This window comes from Pontibacter sp. SGAir0037 (assembly GCF_005491705.1).
Taxonomy (GTDB): domain Bacteria; phylum Bacteroidota; class Bacteroidia; order Cytophagales; family Hymenobacteraceae; genus Pontibacter.
The window spans coordinates 4,833,873-4,852,413 of sequence record NZ_CP028092.1; the positions used below are offsets into that span (position 1 = coordinate 4,833,873).

At 43.3% G+C, this 18,541-nt stretch carries 14 protein-coding genes; 10 read left to right on the plus strand and 4 right to left on the minus strand.

Annotated elements, in window-relative coordinates:
• The first annotated feature begins 38 nt into the window (after positions 1-38).
• Together C1N53_RS20030 and rlmB are read left to right on the plus strand one after the other, a co-directional pair.
• A complete protein-coding gene (locus C1N53_RS20030; RefSeq protein WP_240773299.1) occupies positions 39-1,262 on the plus strand; it encodes a GWxTD domain-containing protein in 1,224 nt (407 codons plus the stop codon).
• Positions 1,235-2,086, plus strand: coding sequence for a 23S rRNA (guanosine(2251)-2'-O)-methyltransferase RlmB (gene rlmB / locus C1N53_RS20035; protein WP_137761001.1), 852 nt, complete (start codon positions 1,235-1,237; stop codon positions 2,084-2,086). Before C1N53_RS20030 ends, rlmB begins: the two co-directional genes overlap by 28 nt.
• A gap of 154 nt (positions 2,087-2,240) precedes the next feature.
• Here rlmB and C1N53_RS20040 read toward each other — a convergent pair whose 3' ends face one another.
• Positions 2,241-3,317, minus strand: a complete 1,077-nt coding sequence (locus C1N53_RS20040) for a mannose-1-phosphate guanylyltransferase (protein ID WP_137761002.1) — start codon at positions 3,315-3,317, stop codon at positions 2,241-2,243.
• Positions 3,318-3,335: 18 nt separating this feature from the next.
• The gene (locus tag C1N53_RS20045) at positions 3,336-4,307 is read right to left on the minus strand and encodes an SIS domain-containing protein (RefSeq protein WP_137761003.1); all 972 of its coding nucleotides are present in this window, start codon (positions 4,305-4,307) and stop codon (positions 3,336-3,338) included.
• Positions 4,308-4,377: 70 nt separating this feature from the next.
• On the opposite strand from C1N53_RS20045, the gene recQ reads away from it, so the two are divergent.
• Together recQ and purD are read left to right on the plus strand one after the other, a co-directional pair.
• Positions 4,378-6,555 carry a DNA helicase RecQ gene (gene recQ, locus C1N53_RS20050; protein ID WP_137761004.1) on the plus strand — a complete coding sequence of 726 codons (2,178 nt, stop codon included), beginning with the start codon at positions 4,378-4,380 and terminating at the stop codon, positions 6,553-6,555.
• Positions 6,556-6,705: 150 nt separating this feature from the next.
• Positions 6,706-7,995, plus strand: a complete 1,290-nt coding sequence (purD, locus tag C1N53_RS20055; RefSeq protein ID WP_137761005.1) for a phosphoribosylamine--glycine ligase — start codon at positions 6,706-6,708, stop codon at positions 7,993-7,995.
• A gap of 83 nt (positions 7,996-8,078) precedes the next feature.
• On the opposite strand, the gene C1N53_RS20060 is transcribed toward purD, so the two are convergent.
• Positions 8,079-8,495 (minus strand): BrxA/BrxB family bacilliredoxin, encoded by a 417-nt coding sequence (locus C1N53_RS20060; RefSeq protein ID WP_137761586.1) that lies wholly within the window; start codon positions 8,493-8,495, stop codon positions 8,079-8,081.
• A gap of 146 nt (positions 8,496-8,641) precedes the next feature.
• On the opposite strand from C1N53_RS20060, the gene C1N53_RS22620 reads away from it, so the two are divergent.
• Positions 8,642-8,785: a hypothetical protein gene (locus C1N53_RS22620; RefSeq protein ID WP_168194067.1), complete on the plus strand. Its 144-nt coding sequence runs from the start codon at positions 8,642-8,644 to the stop codon at positions 8,783-8,785.
• A gap of 43 nt (positions 8,786-8,828) precedes the next feature.
• Positions 8,829-9,176: a hypothetical protein gene (locus C1N53_RS20065; protein WP_137761006.1), complete on the plus strand. Its 348-nt coding sequence runs from the start codon at positions 8,829-8,831 to the stop codon at positions 9,174-9,176.
• An 87-nt stretch (positions 9,177-9,263) separates the two neighbouring features.
• On the opposite strand, the gene C1N53_RS20070 is transcribed toward C1N53_RS20065, so the two are convergent.
• Entirely contained in the window at positions 9,264-10,016 is a 753-nt protein-coding gene (locus C1N53_RS20070) for a DUF2490 domain-containing protein (protein ID WP_240773300.1), read from the minus strand.
• A gap of 469 nt (positions 10,017-10,485) precedes the next feature.
• Here C1N53_RS20070 and C1N53_RS20075 point away from each other — a divergent pair, with 469 nt between their 5' ends.
• From C1N53_RS20075 to C1N53_RS20090, 4 genes are all read left to right on the plus strand, one after another.
• Positions 10,486-10,884 (plus strand): DUF1761 domain-containing protein, encoded by a 399-nt coding sequence (locus tag C1N53_RS20075; protein ID WP_137761007.1) that lies wholly within the window; start codon positions 10,486-10,488, stop codon positions 10,882-10,884.
• A gap of 623 nt (positions 10,885-11,507) precedes the next feature.
• Entirely contained in the window at positions 11,508-12,899 is a 1,392-nt protein-coding gene (locus C1N53_RS20080) for a CehA/McbA family metallohydrolase (protein WP_137761008.1), read from the plus strand.
• 21 nt (positions 12,900-12,920) lie between these two features.
• Positions 12,921-14,810 (plus strand): alkaline phosphatase, encoded by a 1,890-nt coding sequence (locus tag C1N53_RS20085; RefSeq protein ID WP_240773301.1) that lies wholly within the window; start codon positions 12,921-12,923, stop codon positions 14,808-14,810.
• A 649-nt stretch (positions 14,811-15,459) separates the two neighbouring features.
• Complete coding sequence (locus C1N53_RS20090) at positions 15,460-18,540, plus strand: TonB-dependent receptor (protein ID WP_137761009.1); 3,081 nt, start codon at positions 15,460-15,462, stop codon at positions 18,538-18,540.
• The last annotated feature ends 1 nt before the right edge of the window (position 18,541 follow it).

The following is an 18,541-nucleotide window of genomic DNA, read 5'->3' on the forward strand; positions in this document are numbered from 1 at the left end:
TACAACCTGGCATTATAGTTTAATACAATCTGGTAGCGATGAAACATACAGCTAATCTAACCCTTGCTTTCCTGTGCCTGCTCTGTTCGTGTGGAGGCCCCATGTTTGATAGCCAGATGGATCAGTATACAGGTTTTAAGCCTGTAAAATCTGAAATTATACTGAACCACGATTTTAATGCTGCAAATGACTCCCTCTTTCTGTACTTTAAGGTAGAAGATGTAAGGCAGGTGATGGACCTGTCGGAAGAAGTGTTTCGGTTTGATTATGCAGTGAGAAAAGGAGAAGGCAGAGAGGCTGTAACAAGTGCGATAAAGCTATTAAAACGAACAACAGAACAGGAAGCGGTGTATCTTACCTTTGCTCTGCCGCAGGAGTCGTTTTCCGCAGGTGATGCCTTTCAGCTTAGGGCCTGGCAGACGTCGGAAGGGCAGGAGCGAGTTGTTTTATCTGAAAACATAACGCTCCGCAAAGAGATGCTGCAAAAGGATTACCTGTTAACAAAGGCAGGTACAGGTAAGCCTTTGTTTCAAACGTATCTCAATGCATCAGAGCAAGTTGTTGTGGTACAGGAAGATACTTCGAAAACCATCGAATTACAGCACCTGAACGCCGATTTTCCGCCTGCTTTACCGCCAATGGCTGTTAGCCAGGAGCAGCAGGTTCCCCGAACCTTGAAAATTACGAAGAAGCTGCATTTTTCTTCTGGCGATACCATTCGTTTTGAGGAACCCGGACTTTACCTAGTAAATGCCTCGCCTGGTTCTGCCACTGGCATACTGGTGCGGCCGGAGAAGTTTCCTTTGCTTACCACAGCCGATGAACTCATTCAGCCACTCATCTATATGACTACTTCCACTGAGCGGAGAGCCTTGTATAATGCAGCAGATCCGAAGGCGGCAGTAGATGAATTCTGGCTCAGAACAGCCAAAGACAAAAGTATAGCGCGAGAGTTAATTCGTGTTTTTTACAGTAGAGTAGAAGCGGCCAATAAGGCCTTTACGTCTCATAAAAGTGGTTGGGCGACAGATAGAGGTATGATCTATATTATCTTCGGGCAGCCAGATGTAGTAAATCAATCGGGAGATGTATTAACCTGGACCTATCGCGAAACGAATACAAGTCCTTACCTTAAATTCGTTTTTAATAAAAAACAGAATAACTTTACAGAAAATCACTACGAGCTGGTACGGCGCCGAGATTATGAGGAGAGTTGGTACAGCACAGTCGCAAAATGGAGAGCAGGAGTAACAGACATTTAAGCGGTGGAAACCGCTACGGAGGTCGTCCGAGACAACCGAAGGAAGATAAAATTGAAATGATATTCGGGCTTCGGCCTATCATAGAAGCAATGCTGGCAGGCAAGGTGCTGGAGAAAATCTTTCTGCAGAAAGGTGCCCGCAACGCTAATATAGACGAGCTTACTGATCTGGCTAAAAAAGCGGATGTGCCGGTGGCTACTGTGCCTGTAGAAAAGCTGAACAACCTGACCCGAAAGAACCACCAGGGAGCAGTTGCTTTTATTTCTGCCATCACTTATTATCCTTTAGAAGAGATTGTAACGTCGCTGTTCGAGAAAGGAAAGAACCCTTTGCTGCTGATCCTGGATAGGATAACAGATGTGCGTAATTTTGGTTCTATAGCCCGAAATGCAGAATGTTTAGGCGTGGATGCCATAGTGATTCCGAGCAGAGGAGGCGCCCAGGTGAATGCTGATGCTATTAAAACATCGGCAGGTGCTTTACACCTGGTGCCGGTATGCCGCGAGCCGAACCTGAAGCAAACACTCGATTACCTCCGGGATTCCGGGATACAGCTGGTAGCCTGTACCGAGAAAACAGAGGAGCACCTGACCAACACCACAGTAGACATGGTAGGGCCAACTGCTATTATCATGGGTAGCGAAGAAGACGGCATCTCGCCAGAGTACTTGAAACGTGCAGATGCCAGATTGCGCATTCCGCTGGTAGGCCAAATAGGTTCGCTGAACGTGTCTGTCGCGACAGGCATTATATTGTACGAAGCAATGAGCCAGCGCCTGCGAGAAAATGGCTATGCTAACCTCAACAGATTTGAGCCATTGTAGTTTAAAATTACTTATCTATAAAAGCAGAGGCCTGTAGCATTCTTTTGCTACAGGCCTCTGCTTTTATGATCTTATTCGAGCCTTGCTTGCCTAAGTAAGCACAGAAAATTTTTGTATCTGGTGCCGATATAAGAGCCGGAATGGGCTGTTGTGCTTAAATATAGCCAGCTCCTTTTTTTGCTTTTGCATCGGACATAAATTCTTTTACTTTTTGCTCCTCAGACTTCTTGCAGATCATAAGCACATTGTCGTACTCGGCTACAATATAATCGTCTAAGCCCTGCACCACTACCAGGCGCTCTTTTGGCGTTTTGATGATGCAGTTTTTGGTGTCGTAAAGAATGGTGTCCCCGTCTATTACGTTGCCCTCTTCATTTTTCTCCCCGATTGTATAAAGAGAGTTCCAGGTGCCTAAGTCTGACCAGCCGATATCGCTAAGAACTACAAATACATTGTCTACCTTCTCCATAATACCATAGTCTATCGATACATTCCGGCATTGAGAGTAAGCGTTGGTGATAAAATTTTGCTCCTGCGGATTATTATAAGCGGCAGAGCTATCCTCAAAAATCTCAGAGATTTCGGGCAAGTGCTGTCTGAACGCACTGAGAATGCTTTTAACGTTCCAGATAAAGATACCCGAATTCCAAACGAAGTCTCCGCTGTCCAGGAACATCTTAGCCAGCTCCAGGTTAGGCTTTTCTGTAAAAGTCTTCACCTTTTTTATAGGGCTGGAGTCATCATCTATAAATTGAATGTAGCCATAGCCAGTGTCTGGCCGGCTTGGTGTGATGCCCAGTGTAATAAGCACATCGCTTTGCGAGGCAGCTTTAAGTCCTTCTGTAACTACTCTGGTAAAAGCCTCTTCTTTTAATACCACGTGGTCGGCGGGGCTTACCACCAGGTTTGCATTTGGGTTAAGCTGGGCGATTTTATAAGAAGCATAAGCTATACAAGGAGCCGTATTACGACCAACAGGCTCAAGCAATATCTGGTTATCGCTGAGTTGAGGCAGTTGCTCCTTTACCAGGCCTTCATAATCTTTGTTTGTAACCACAAATACATTTTCCACAGGACAAATGTCTCTGAAGCGTTTCATTGTCATTTGGAGCATGCTTTCGCCGATACCCAGCACATCGTGAAATTGCTTAGGGAAATTGGTACGGCTAAATGGCCAGAAGCGGCTTCCGATTCCGCCTGCCATTATGATTACATAAGTATTATTATCCATGGGAGCTATTATTAGATACTATACAAGTCCTTCTTTTAATAAATCGTGGAGGTGCACAAAGCCCTCGAATTTGCCTGATTTTGTTACTACTAATTGTGTAATGTTCTTTTCCTGCATAATTGCCATGGCTTCCGCAGCATACTGATCGGGTTCAATGGTAAGAGGTGAAACCGTCATAATATCAACAGCGCGGATACCGCCAATCGAATCATGATTGTTGAGCATACGACGAACGTCTCCATCGGTTATAATACCTATTAATTCTCCAGAGCCTTCTTTTACTACCGCTGTAGCTCCCAGACGTTTAGATGAAATTTCAATGATGGCCTCCTTTACAGATGCTGTCTCATTTACCCTTGGAGCCTCATTTTGTCCGTAAATATCCTCTACTTTCAAATATAGTCTTTTTCCTAATGATCCGCCAGGGTGCAGAACAGCAAAATCTGCAGAACTGAAACCACGGGCTTCCAGTAGTGCTACGGCCAAGGCATCGCCAAGCGCAAGTGCCGCAGTGGTGCTGGTTGTGGGGGCCAGGTTGTGAGGGCAAGCCTCGCGCTCTACAGAAGCATTAAGTAAAAAATCGGCACATCTGGCAAGATATGAGTCGGTGCTCGATACCATAGCTGCCAGTTTAGAACCTTTTCGTTTTAAAAGAGGTACTAAAACTTTTATCTCCGGGGTGTTGCCGCTTTTAGAGATGCAAATCACAAAATCTTCAGGCTGTATCATACCCAGATCGCCGTGTATGGCGTCGGCAGCATGCATAAAAAGGGCAGGAGTACCGGTTGAGTTAAGAGTGGCAACTATCTTAGATGCAATATTGGCACTTTTGCCAATACCCGTTACAACAACACGCCCTTTAATGGCAAGAATGGCTTTAACGCAATTTTCAAAGCTTTCATCGATTAAATCTGCCAGTCTGCCGACGGCTTCAGCTTCAGCCTCTAAGACTTTTTTTGCAGTTTTCGTTATATTATTAAGGAGATTCAAGTTAAATTTGTGTTAAGGTAATCGGGAAAGATGCCTCTCAGACAAGAATAATATTTTTTGCTATACATACATGTCACTTAAAGAGATCAATCTCAAGAACAAATTAAAGGAAGTTTTTGGGTATAATCAATTCAGAGGAAATCAGGAACTGATAATAAACAACATTATCAACGGGAAGAATACCTTTGTGATTATGCCTACCGGTGCGGGCAAGTCTTTGTGTTACCAATTGCCTGCTCTTTCGCTTCCTGGCACTGCTATTGTTATTTCACCTTTGATCGCCCTGATGAAAAACCAGGTGGATCAACTGAATGCATTTGGTGTAAATGCACACTTTCTGAACTCTACGCTTTCGAAAGCCGAAATTAATAAAGTGAAGAAGGAAACCTTGGCTGGTGAAGTAAAGCTTCTATATGTGGCGCCTGAATCGCTTACGAAAGAGGAAACAGTAGAATTTCTGCGCAACTCCAACATTTCTTTTGTAGCCATTGACGAGGCCCACTGTATTTCGGAATGGGGACATGATTTCCGCCCGGAGTACCGCCGCATCCGGGGCATTATCGATCAGATTGGCAATCTGCCTATTATTGCCCTGACAGCTACAGCTACGCCAAAGGTGCAGATCGATATTCAGCGCAACCTGCAGATGGATGAAGCTTCTGTGTTTAAATCTTCTTTTAACCGCACTAACCTGTACTATGAGGTGCGTCCGAAGCACAACACCAAGAAGCAACTGATACAGTATGTAAAGAAAAATAAAGGTAAAAGCGGTATTGTTTACTGCCTTAGCCGAAAAAAAGTAGAAGAGATTGCCGAACTGCTTCGTGTAAATGATGTGCGGGCTTTGCCTTACCACGCCGGATTGGACGCCAGTGTACGTATGGCTAACCAGGACGCTTTCCTGAACGAAGAAGCTGATGTAATTGTGGCTACTATTGCTTTTGGAATGGGGATTGATAAGCCAGATGTGCGCTTTGTGATTCACTACGATACACCAAAATCGATAGAAGGCTACTACCAGGAAACGGGCCGTGCCGGTCGTGACGGACTGGAAGGGAACTGTATCATGTTCTACAGTTATGATGATATTATCAAGCTGGAGAAGTTTAATAAAGATAAGCCGGTAACGGAGCGGGACAACTCTAAACTGTTGCTGCAGGAGATGGCCGCCTACGCCGATTCAGCAGTTTGCCGCCGCAAGCAGTTGCTGCACTACTTTGGTGAAGCTTACGAAAAAGACTGCGGCTTCTGTGATAACTGCCTTCACCCGAAAGAACGATTTGAAGGACAGGCAGAGGTGCAACTGGCGCTTAAAGCGGTGCAGCAAACAGGCGAGCGCTTTGGAATTGAGCACATCACAGCAGTATTAACAGGTTTACGTAACCAGTATACTACCAGCTACGACCATGATCAGCTAGAAGTGTTTGGTGCCGGAAAAGAAAACGACGCACAGTTCTGGAGCTCGGTGCTGCGCCAAATTCTTCTGTCGGAGTTCCTCGAGAAAGATATCGAGAACTTTGGAGTGGTGAGACTGACACAGAAAGGGCTTGATTTTATTCAACACCCACATTCGTTCCAGCTTTCGAAAGACCATGATTATGAACAGGAAGTGAAACAGGATGAGGAAAAAGAAGAAACCCAGGCTGCTGCCGGGCACGACGAAGTACTTTTCGACCTGCTGAAGAACCTGCGCAAAAAGCTGGCAAAGGAAAAAGGCTTGCCACCGTACGTGCTGTTCCAGGACCCTTCGCTGAAAGAGATGGCCACTGTTTACCCAACTACAAAAGAAGACCTGGCACACATTGCGGGTGTTGGTATGGGCAAGGTGCAGAAATTCGGTAAGCCATTCTTAGACCTGATCCAGAAGTATGTAGATGAGAACGACATTGTAACAGCTGCCGATGTGGTAGTGAAAACAACAGTTAACAAATCTAAAATAAAGATCTACATTATTCAGCAGATAGATAAGAAAGTAGACCTGGAAGAGATTGCGGCTTCTAAAGACCTGACGATGCAGGAACTGATTGAAGAAATTGAGCACATCTGCTACTCAGGAACGAAACTAAACCTGAACTACTACATCAATAATATTTTAGATGAGGAGCGCCAGGATGAGATTTACGACTACTTTATGCAGGCCAGCACCGATAATATTGCGGTAGCGCTTAAAGAGCTTGGCACCGATGACTATACAGAAGAAGACCTGCGCCTGATGCGTATCAAGTTCCTGTCAGAGTATGCCAACTAATACTAACTCATAAGCAAGAGGCTGGGTAATACACCAGCCTCTTTGTGTTTATACCCTTCGTAAACCATTTTTTGGCAGCAGGAGCCGTTATAAATTATTTAACTTAGTAGCCGGGAGCTATACAATCAACCAACAGAAGAATACCTAAACATGAACGTACTTATTATAGGATCTGGAGCCAGAGAGCATGCCATAGCCTGGAAGTTAAGCCAAAGCCAATACTGCGACAAAATATTTGTAGCACCTGGTAATGCAGGTACCTCTGAGTTTCACACGAATGCCAGTATTGACATTCATAACTTTGAGGAACTGGCTAAGTTTGCTACCGATTTCAACATTATGATGATGGTAGTGGGGCAGGAAAATGCTCTTGTAGAAGGTATTCACGATTACTTTAAGAGCTCTGAGTTTCTGAAGCATATCCTGGTAATCGGACCGACTAAGGCCGGAGCCATGTTAGAAGGTAGTAAGGATTTCTGTAAGGCTTTCTTTGCAAGGCATAACATCCCTACTGCCGCCTACAAGACCTTTACAGAAGATAATTTCCGTGATGCAGTGGAGTACCTGCGCACGCACAGTTACCCTGCGGTAATCAAAGCCGATGGTTTGGCAGCGGGTAAAGGAGTAATTATCGCTCAGGATTATGATGAAGCCATAGATGCGCTGGAAGATATGCTGCGTAACCACAAGTTTGGCAAAGCCAGCAGCAAAGTGGTGATCGAGGAGTTTTTGCAGGGGATAGAGGTATCTGTTTTTATTCTGACAGATGGAAAAGATTATGTACTTCTGCCGGAGGCAAAAGACTATAAGCGCATTGGTGAAGGTGATACAGGCCTGAATACAGGTGGGATGGGAGCAATTTCTCCTGTTCCGTTTGCTGATGACGTGTTTATGCAGAAGGTAAAAGAGCGGGTTATACTGCCAACTTTACAGGGCTTGCAGGCTGATAATATTCCTTACACAGGATTTTTGTTTATCGGGTTGATGAATGTGAATGGAGAGCCTTATGTGATAGAGTATAATGTGCGGCTTGGAGATCCCGAGACAGAAGCTATACTGCCTCGCATTAAATCTGACCTGGTAGAGCTGTTCTGTGCTTTGCACGACCATAAACTCGGGGAGTTTAAGCTGGAAGTTGACCCACGCACGGCAGCAACTGTGTTCCTGGTTTCTGGTGGTTACCCGGAAGGTTTCGAAAAAGGAAAAGAGATATCAGGAATAGAGCATGTGGATGCCGATACATTGGTATTTCATGCAGGTACAAGGTTTGAAAATGGCAAGTTGCTGAATAATGGTGGCCGTGTAATAGCTGTAACAGGTTTAGGCGACACAATGGAAGAAGCACTGGCAAAGGCAAATGCAGCGGCTGAAAGAATTACCTGGCAAGACCGTTATTTCAGGCAGGATATTGGCTTTGATCTGCGAAAGCTAAGCGTGTAGCCACACAAATAGGATCTGACCATCATAAACAGGAAAGGCCGGCAATATTGCCGGCCTTTCCTGTTTATGATGGATGCCTTTGCTTAGCAATACGCTTCAAAAGCTCCTTTCAGGTTGTCTACGATGCGGTTCAGTTCATTACCTTCTATGTGGTAACGCTCAATCATGTGCACCAATTCACCATCTTTAAACAAAGCGATTGATGGAGAAGAAGGAGGGTAAGGCAACATGTGCTCACGGGCTTTTGCTACTGCATCCTGCTCCATGCCAGCAAACACAGTTACCAATTTAGCTGGTTTCTTATCAGAAGAAGCTACAGCCATTTTAAGGGCAGGGCGGGCTTTTGCAGCTGCACAACCACAAACAGAGTTAACAGCAACCAATACTGTACCTTCTGTCGAAGATAAAGCCTGTTCTACCTCTTCTGCCGTCATTAACTGCTCAAATCCAGCTGAAGTTAAATCTTCACGGATTGGAGCTACCATATATTCAGGATACATTCCCATAATTATCTGCTTTTTAATTGAAGAATAATAATGCTACAAAAATAGTGAATTTTCTACAATTAGGTATACCCAAAGCTTGATAAAGGATTCACAGAGATATTAGCTGGAGAAAATTACTGATTAGACTAAAATAATAAGCTATGGCATTGTTTTATGATAATGTGCAATCCATAAAACCAGGCACAGGCTTTGAAAGTATAGTAGGGCAGGATCAGAAATTAGGCTTATCAAACGACCTGTTTATATCCATAGGCAAGTTTAATTGTTTGATTAGTGCGGCCTAAGCAGTTGACCGGGGTATTTAAACTATAAATATTTTATAAAGCTTTGGCAAAAAATATAAATCACCCGACAAAGAACCAGGCAAAGGTATGTTATTATTACATGCCATCCAGAAACCAGAAACCTGCTGAAGTGATATCGGTGTTAAACAGTGGTGGCTGGTGTATCCGGGTTCCTGTCAGAGAAGAAGATATTGAACTGTATGCTTTCTTTCATAGAGACATGACGGAGGCCGAGACAGCTAAGTTTGGGAAGAAGCAGACCTGGAGAATTTTTACCTCATGGGAAGAGATGTTAACAGATCACCAGCAAAATGCCGTAAATGAGGAGGTGCTAGCAGCTTTGAATGCTTTTAAAGCTAAGTTTACTCTGTCGGAAGAAGTAGCTGCATAACGGAAGCTAAAGAACCGGCGGATTTTAAAAGGCGAGGGTGAAACTAGTATATAGTTTCACCCTCGCCTTTTTTAGTTAAAAAGGAAGCTAATTACTACCTGTAAAATCGATATTATAGAACAAACTTACCTGTAACGTATGGTTATGCTCGAAAACGGTACCACTGGCTTTTTGCAGGATCTGGTTCAGGTAACCTAACTCCAGGGTGGCCGCATCATTAAACTTAAACCCAACTGCTGCATAGGCGCGGTTCTGATCAAATATGTTTCGTTGAATATTATTGCCGAAACCAATAAAAATTTCGTCATACACTGCCAGGAAAGGCTCTTTAGCATCGATCGTTGTACCTAAAAGGGGCAGCGTGGCTTTTAACATATAGCGGGCCCGGTTTAAGTAGGTATATGTATCGGCGGCGGCAGAGCCTATCCAGCGTTGCTCCAAGCGGTAGCGATGCTGGAGGCCCACACGTTCTATATTGCCTTTTACCTGCAGCTGCTCATAAATGCGGTGTTCCGGAAATTTACCTGCGGCCGGAAAATCTCCATAAGGATGCGTTTCGATAAAGCCATAGCCCAATGTGAACATAGCTGTATTCGTTAGATTATAATTAACTCCGGTTCTGAGAAGAAACTGCTGCGGATCACTTACTATGTTGTGCCTGCGGAGCTGGGCTTCAGTATGGATTCCCCATTTATCTGTAAGTTTATGATCTCCGAAGTACATGTACCAGCCATTCTGGTTGAAGTCCTTTATACGATCAGTTTGTGCCTGAGCCCTATAGCTAAAAAGAGCGGGAGCTAGCAGCAGGCAAAGCTGCAGCATTCTACGAAGTGTTTTCATAGAACAAAAATGGACTATTAAAGCCTAAACTTCAACAGAAGGTGGTTTTAATTTGAATCTTTAGTTATCGGCACCCTCTCTACTAAATTAACCGAACGGCCGATAGCCGATTTCCTTTAAAAGCATTGGCTTGTACCCGGATAACAGGCACTCAGCAAAGGGGGCATGTATTGCACGTAGAGAGAAAAACGTAATGCTTACGATGTTTACAAAAAATAAATATCTGATTATTAATATTTTTGTTGTTCAGTTTAAAAATAATATTAATATTTGAGATAAGATTTGAGTAGCTATCAGCGACTAGCTTTGCTGCAGGATCTTTTAAGCATCCGTTTTATTAAATAGGAAAATGCTAATCCCTTTCTCCGCACAACCACTCTTCTTCTAGACAAACTTAATACCTGGCGAGGCTGTAGCACTGCTGGTGATTATGTAACCTTTTTAGTTTGATATCGTCAAGAGACTATATATGGAAGTTTCAGATATAATTCAAAGCCTCAATTGGTTTAATGTAACAGTGGCAGCTGTTGCAACCTACCTGATTGGCAATATTTGGTATTCTTTTTTCGGGAAAGATTGGGTGGCTTCTGTGAATCATATTAAAGTGGATTTGAGGGGGCGCAGTATGCCACGGGTTGTTGGTGTTTCTTACCTGTCTTTTTTTATGTCGCTTAACCTGGCTTTGTTTATTGGAAGAGGGGGCATGTTGTTTGGCTTACTGGCAGGATTGATGGGAGGAATTGGCTGGCTGGTTTCGGCTATCTGTACTATTTCTCTTTTGGAAAAGCAGCCTTGGAAGTACCTCTTGAAGAGAGGCATTTATATTGTGCTGATATTTGCAGTAATGGGGTTGCTTTTTGCCATTTAGCAATCGCTCAAGCACTGTAGAACAAAAGCAAAAAGCTCAGGTACCTCCTGAGCTTTTTGCTTTTTAAAGAGCGGCTATAGGTACACACTACTTCTATACTCGGCTGGTAATTGGAAAGTACAGCTATCAGATAAACGCTATTTCGCTAATCTAAAGGTTAGGATAAATAGCATTCGACCCTGAAATTGTAAGAAAATCTTCCAGATGTTACAGACGAAGAAGCGCCAAGATTGACAAAACTTCTGGAATACAGGTATGCAACAGACAAAAAGCTGCTTAATGATGCATTGAAGTAGTAACAAAGTAGGAGGCAAGACCAGCTCTGCGTGCGCCAAGTTTAAATAAGTGGGGGTGATATCAGGAGCAGGGGGTTTTTAACCTTAACTTAAAGAAGCCTTAATCAGCACTTAACATAGAGGCAGTAGTTTCGCATCAAGTAAACTGAGAAAAGAGTTACAAGTTCAGAAGTTACGAAAGAGATGATAAGTATACCTCCCTGCCGTTATATACTTCTCCTCGTTTCAGGGTGCAGCTTTTTCTCAAAGTCGAAGCAGTTTATACTCACTAAGCTTCTCTCTATGCTTTTTAGAAATCTACAGTTTAGTATCACCCTAATATGTCTTTTGCTAAGCATAAAAGTCTTACATGCCCAAGATACATTAAAGGTAAATCTATCAGGTTTTATCCCTGCAAAAGGTCTTTTCAAGCTGGTATATGTACCTTTTACTGTTCCTGAGGGCGTTACAGAGATTCGGGTAAAGGAAACTTACTCTGATAAGGGCAAGAACGTACTTAACTTAGGCATCTATGGCCCAGAAGGGTTCGAGTTGGGAAACACAGCAGGATTCAGGGGCTGGTCAGGTGGTGCCAAAACCGAGTTTTTCATGAATGCATCGGAGGCTTCTACAGGTTATGTGGCAGGTAAGATAAAAGCCGGTATCTGGAATATACTCATTTACCCCTCTACAATCACTGCCGAAGGGATAAACTGGCAACTTGATGTTATACTTGTAAAAGGAGTTAACAAAGCTCCATTTAAGATCTCGCCTGCGCCGGAGACGGTGAACAACAAGCCGGGCTGGTACCGAGGTGATCTGCACATGCACACCTTTCACTCCGATGGCAAGCGAAGCCAGCAGAAACTACTACAGGAGGCAAAAGCAAATGGCCTGGACTTTATAGTTTCTACAGAGCATAATACCAACAGCGCCAACCTCAGTTGGGGTCAATACAAAACAGATAAACTTCTGGTGATAAACGGCGAAGAAGTTACCACCACGGCCTTCGGACATTGGAACGCCATTGGCTTAAGTCCTACCTCATGGATTGAATGGCGGTATACGCCTGAAGACAACATGATTGGTACTTATTTGAATCAAGTGAAAGCTGATGGTGGGCTGGCTATCATCAATCATCCCTTTTACAACGAAGAGCGTATTAACAGCTTTGGTTTTGATGCAGATTTATTTGACGGCATTGAAGTATGGAACGGGCACGCCAAATGGAACCAGCTGGATGAGCTGGCATTGGAATGGTGGGACAGCCTGTTGCGCCAGGGGAAAAGAAAAATTGCCATTGCTGCCAGCGATTCACATACTCCGGAATTGTCTGACAATCCGGTAGGCTCACCACACACCGTAGTACAAGCAGAAGCTTTATCCAGGAAGGAGATTATGGCAGGCCTTCGTGCGGGTAAAGCCTATCTGGCTCAGGGAAAAGAAACCACCTTAACCTTCACCGCCAAGGCAGGAGCTGTAACGGCAGGTATCGGCAATGAGCTAGCCACTTCGCCAGGTAAGGAAGTGCATGTTTCGTTAGCTGTAACGGGTACTCCTGATGCTTTTACCGCTACGTTGGTGGGCGATAAGGGAATATTGGCTTCCGAAAAGGCCACAGGAAGTAACCCAACGTTTAGCTGGCGTATTGCGGCTGGGGCAACAAAGTATCTTCGGGTAGAAGTCCGGGATTTAAAGGGAGATATGGTAGCCTTGACGAATCCAATCTGGCTCTTGTGAAGCGGCCATTCAAAAGTAAAAATGCCATTAGTTTATTCTACTCCTTCATCTACTTCCAATAATTATATGTTCCTCAGGAAAGCTTTATTCCCTCTCATACTGCTTGTTTCGCTTCATCAGGGCTTAATGGCTCAAAACAACTATACGGTGGCGAATGTACATGCCCATAACGATTACCAGCAGCCTATTCCGCTCTTAACAGCTTATTACCGGCAGGCTGGCTCTATCGAAGCAGACATATTTCTGCAAAACGGTGAATTATATGTGGCGCATGAACAGGAGGAAATTCAACCTGACCGTACCCTGGAAAGCCTATACCTGGAGCCCCTCCAGAAGTTGATAGATAAGAATAAAGGAGCCCCCTACAGCCAACCGCAGAGGAAACTGCAACTGCTGTTTGATCTTAAAACGGATGGGAAAACCACCTTGCCGGTACTGGTGAAAGCGTTGGAAAAGTTTCCTGCTATAAGCCATAACACAGCAATACAGCTCGTGATTAGCGGCAGCAAGCCGGCGCCATCCACTTGGGCACAGTACCCCAATTTTATCCAGTTCGATGGCAACCCGGCTGAGTTTTATACTCCTAATGAGCTTCAGCGGATTGCTATGTTCAGCGATAGTTTCCGGAAGTACACGCAATGGAACGGGAAAGGCTTGATTGTGGAAGACGAACGAAACCGCATCCGGCACTTAATAGACAGTGTACATCATCTGAATAAAAAGTTCCGGTTCTGGGCCACTCCGGATAATGTAAATACCTGGCAAACGCTTGTGCACCTGGGGGTAGATTATGTAGGGACGGATGATGTAATAGGGTTAAGCAATTACTTAGAAAATCTTCCAAAAAACGCATATCAGCACAAAACGCCTGTAAGTATTTACACTCCAACTTACAGGCACAACGACCAGCGCAGAAAAGTAAAAAATGTAATTCTCATGATTGGAGACGGTATGGGACTGGCACAGATTTACGCTGGCTACACAGCTGCTGCCGGTCAACTTAATCTGTTTCAGTTTCTGAACATTGGCTTAGCGAAAACCGTTTCATCCGACAGCTATATAACTGACTCAGCTGCAGGCGCAACTGCCATGGCAACAGGGCAGAAGACAAACAACCGCTTCATCGGCGTAGATTCAGCTGGCAACCGTTTAACTTCTATTCCGGAACTGGTTGCCGTGAAAGGAATGAAAAGTGCCATAATATCGGCAGGGGATATTACTGATGCCACACCCGCCAGCTTTTATGCGCACCAAACAGAGCGTAACCTTAGCGAAGCCATTGCTGCAGACTTCATCAATAGCCCAGTGGATATACTGATTGGGGGTAACTACGGCGCTTTCTCTAGGCGTAAGGATGGACAGAATCTCATAGGCCAACTGCAGGAGAATGGCTATGTTACTTCAGATAAATTTTCTGCCCTGGACACTATTTCAGCAAGCAAGTTCGTGGTGCTGGACGACCAGGTGGCTACCTCCATGCAGAAAGGCAGAGGTGATTTTCTGGCAAAATCACTGAATAAATCCCTTCAAGTTCTAAGTAAAAATAAAAAGGGCTTTTTTATTGTAGCAGAGGGTGCTCAAATAGATCATGGGGGGCATCAAAATGATATGTCGACCATAGTGCAGGAAATGCTGGATTTTGATAAAGCAGTGGGAGAGGCCATGAAGTTTGTTGATGAAGATGGAGAAACCTTGCTTATAGTTACGGCAGACCATGAAACAGGCGGCCTTAGTTTACTATATGGAGATGTTCGTAAAGGAGCTGTAATTGGCAACTTTAGTACTGATGATCATACGGCCCTTCCTGTTCCTGTATTTGCCTACGGCCCGCACTCGCTGGATTTCCGGGGGGTATACGAAAATACAGCATTGTTTAAAATGATTATGCAGGTGATAAATAAGTATCATTAATAGGCTTCTTTTCTCTTTGCTTCTTATAAAATTCCATCATTGTTTTCGCGTGGTAAAAAGGTTGTCTTTTATCAGAAAGTATGATGGTTAAATGCTACAGTGCTTTTTATATATTCTGTAGTTTCTTTGGTTGTTTCTCTTCCTCACCCAATAAAATATTCTTCTCAATTCTCAGGTTTATGTTTCTGATTTTGTCAGAATTGCCTCTTGTTTTTATAAATCCTTAATAATGTATTAATAAAAGCTGTGTCTAATTAACATTTCTATTACAGTAAAGAAATATCCAAGTAATGTTCCTCTACTTATTTTGTGATAAATATTACTGCGCTAAATAAGGTTCGCTTTTTGGAATGAGGCAATTTTCCTGTAGATGTTACAGCGCTAAAGATTCCATTGTTGCATAAGATTAAGCAGGTTGATTAACACACATTGCTGGAACGTTTAGTGATGCGATCTCCTGAACTATAATTTCTGTTTGAAGCATAGAATTAAGCGGCAGGCTTCCTGCAGACAGAGCTAATTTATTACAGATATGCTGCAGATAAAGCTTTAAGCTTTCGTGTAGAGTGATTCGAATTGTATCCCCAGTTTTCTGACTTCTTGTAAAGAGCAAACAGTTATATCCAGTTTTAGAACTCAATAAAAATGTATGAAAAAAAGATCTAGCACACCTTTTAAATTAAGGCCCATTTTCCTTGCGACAGTTCTATGTGGAACGACATTATCCTTTCCAGGCAGCTTATATGCTAATAACCTTAAAGGAAGCTTTGCCGCTCTGTCTGTCGACCAGCAAGTGGGGCAGGGTGATGAAATCGTGATTACAGGAACTGTTCGGGATGACAAAGGGCCTTTGCCAGGGGTGACTGTAATGGTTAAGAATACTTCGAACGGTACTGCGACGAATACAAATGGAAACTATACCATTAAAGCTAAGCGCAATGCAACACTTGTTTTCTCTATGCTTGGTTTCCAGACACAAGAAGTTGCCGTATCTAATGCTAGCATCGACGTTACGCTGGCAGTAGACACAAAGCAGTTGCAAGAAGTTGTTGTAGTTGGCTACGGTACCCAAAAAAGGTCAGACGTTACGGGTGCCATTTCTTCAGTTACTAGTGAAAATTTTAATAAGGGTGTGGTAACAAACCCAGGTGAACTCTTACAGGGTAAATTAGCTGGTGTCTCCATAACCGCAAATAGTGGTGAACCCGGGGCAGCACAAGATATAATTATCAGGGGTATTGGTAGTTTGCGTTCGGGAACACAGCCACTTTATGTAGTCGATGGGTTTTTGCTGGACAATTCCTCAACGGGTGTTTCCACCAATCCCCTGAACTTTATCAACCCTAACGATATCGAAAGTATCGATGTGTTAAAAGATGCCAGTGCAACAGCTGTATATGGTTCCAGAGCAGCAAACGGGGTTGTCGTAATCACCACTAAAAAAGGAAAGGGAAAACCGCAGATTAATTTTTCTGCATCCACCGCTGTGTCGTCTATGGCCAATCAAATCGATGTTTTCGATGCCGACGCTTTTCGCAGGCAGGTGGTAGCCGTAGGTGGAACATTAGATGACTTTGGTGCAAACACGAACTGGCAAGATGAACTGACCCAAAAGGGGGTATCAAATAATTTCAATTTATCTATGAGCGGAGCCAGTACTGATAATTTTTCCTACTTCACTTCGGTAGGCTACCAGGATCAGGAAGGAATCCTGAAGAATAGCAGGCTAAAACGTTATTCGGGGAAACTGAATATGAATCAAAAGGCATTCAATGGCAGATTAAATATAGATTATAACCTCACGGCCTCCCGCACCGAAAACTTACGCCCCAGTATCACTTCTACCATAAGCGATATGCTTAATTTAAATCCGACTATTCCGGCATATACCGATGGTAAACCTACTTTATTGAACACAAACGCTTTGAATCCACTTGCCAGGTATGATTTATTTAGTGACAATGCCATTAATAACCGTATTTTGGCGAATATTTCACCATCCTTAGAAATAGTTAACGGCCTTACTTATAAGCTGAACTTAGGGGTTGATTATTCGGCTACTACCAGAAACCAGCAGTACAAGCCCTTTACGGCTGTTATCAATGAGGCAAATATTTCTGATGGGGTATTGGATGCTGCCATAAGTGCGAATACCAATCAACTTGTTGAGAATACGCTTACCTATAACTGGAACCGGAATATTCATAACGTTACTGTGTTGGCAGGACATTCTTTCCAGGAATTTTTTGATGAAACCCGGATAACGACATACCGCGGCTTCACCAAAAATAATATTGAACCCATTTACCAGGACCATACCAGTACAGATAAAATTTTTACTCCGGTAAGTTCGGAAGCCATTAAAAATCAGCTGCAGTCTTTCTTCGGCAGGGTGAACTACATCTATGCAGATAAATATATGTTTACTGGTACGCTGCGTGCCGATGGATCCTCAAAGTTCGGAGAGAATAACAGGTATGGGTATTTTCCTTCTTTTGCTTTAGGATGGAATATTAGCAACGAAGATTTTATGGCCAGTTCATTTTTTAACAACTTAAAGTTACGTGCAAGCTGGGGCCGAACAGGTAACCAGGAGATTCCCTCCAAAATCACAAAAGCCAGTTATTTAGAGCAGCGTTTAATAACCGGTGCCGGTAGTAACAGTACCTATCCCATCGGTACCGATGCCAGTTCCTTGCAAGGTTATCCTTATGGGATTGTATTTACCCGATTGGCAAACCCAGATATACAATGGGAGGTATCCACCCAGGTAGATGTAGGAGTTGATTTCACTTTCTTTAATTCCCGTTTGACCGGTACAGTGGATTATTTCAATAAAGAATCCTCTAATATACTTTTGGAAGTTGTTCCTGCCGATCCTGTTCAGCCTTATGATATGTACTGGACCAATATCCCTAATTTGAAAATCCTTAACAAAGGCATCGAATTAGCTTTGAATTACAATAGCGACCCAAAGCACAACTTCTCTTATAATATTGGAGGTAATATTACCTATATCCAGAATAAAGTGAAAGATTCGCCATATTCTGTCTTAACTACAGGTGCAGCCCAAGGCTCTGGACAATCGGGCGCGACTATTAACGGCTATATTAACAATGAGCCAATAGGGGCATTCTATATGTTCCAGTTTGATGGTATCAATGCTGATAATGGGCAGAATATATTTAGGGACACCAATAGAGATGGTGAAATATTAGACAACGACCGTGTTGTAGTGGGCAGTGCGATTCCTAAAATTATCTATGGATATCACCTAAACTTCAAGTACAAAGCTTTTGACTTGGGTTTGAATTTTAATGGTGTAGCAGGAAATAAGATTTACAATCACACGACCATGACCCTGTTCAGTAAAGCACAATTGGCCAAGTCTAATAATACAACCGATTTTGCTGTTCAGTACCCTAACGAGATATTAAGCAATGCCAATACTGTGTCCACACGCTATTTGGAAAATGGCTCTTTCTTAAGATTAAATAACGCTACACTGGCATATAATTTAAATTTAACTGGTAGCAGATTAGGAGATGCCTTTCAACGAATCAGTCTTACGTTAACCGGGCAAAACCTATTTGTCATAACAGATTATTCAGGATTTGACCCTGAAATCAATACGGGAACTGCTTCAGGTGGAATACAAACATTTGGTATTGATCGATTTACTTACCCAAGAGCAAGGACATTTTTGCTCGGTGTTAATGTAACATTATAAA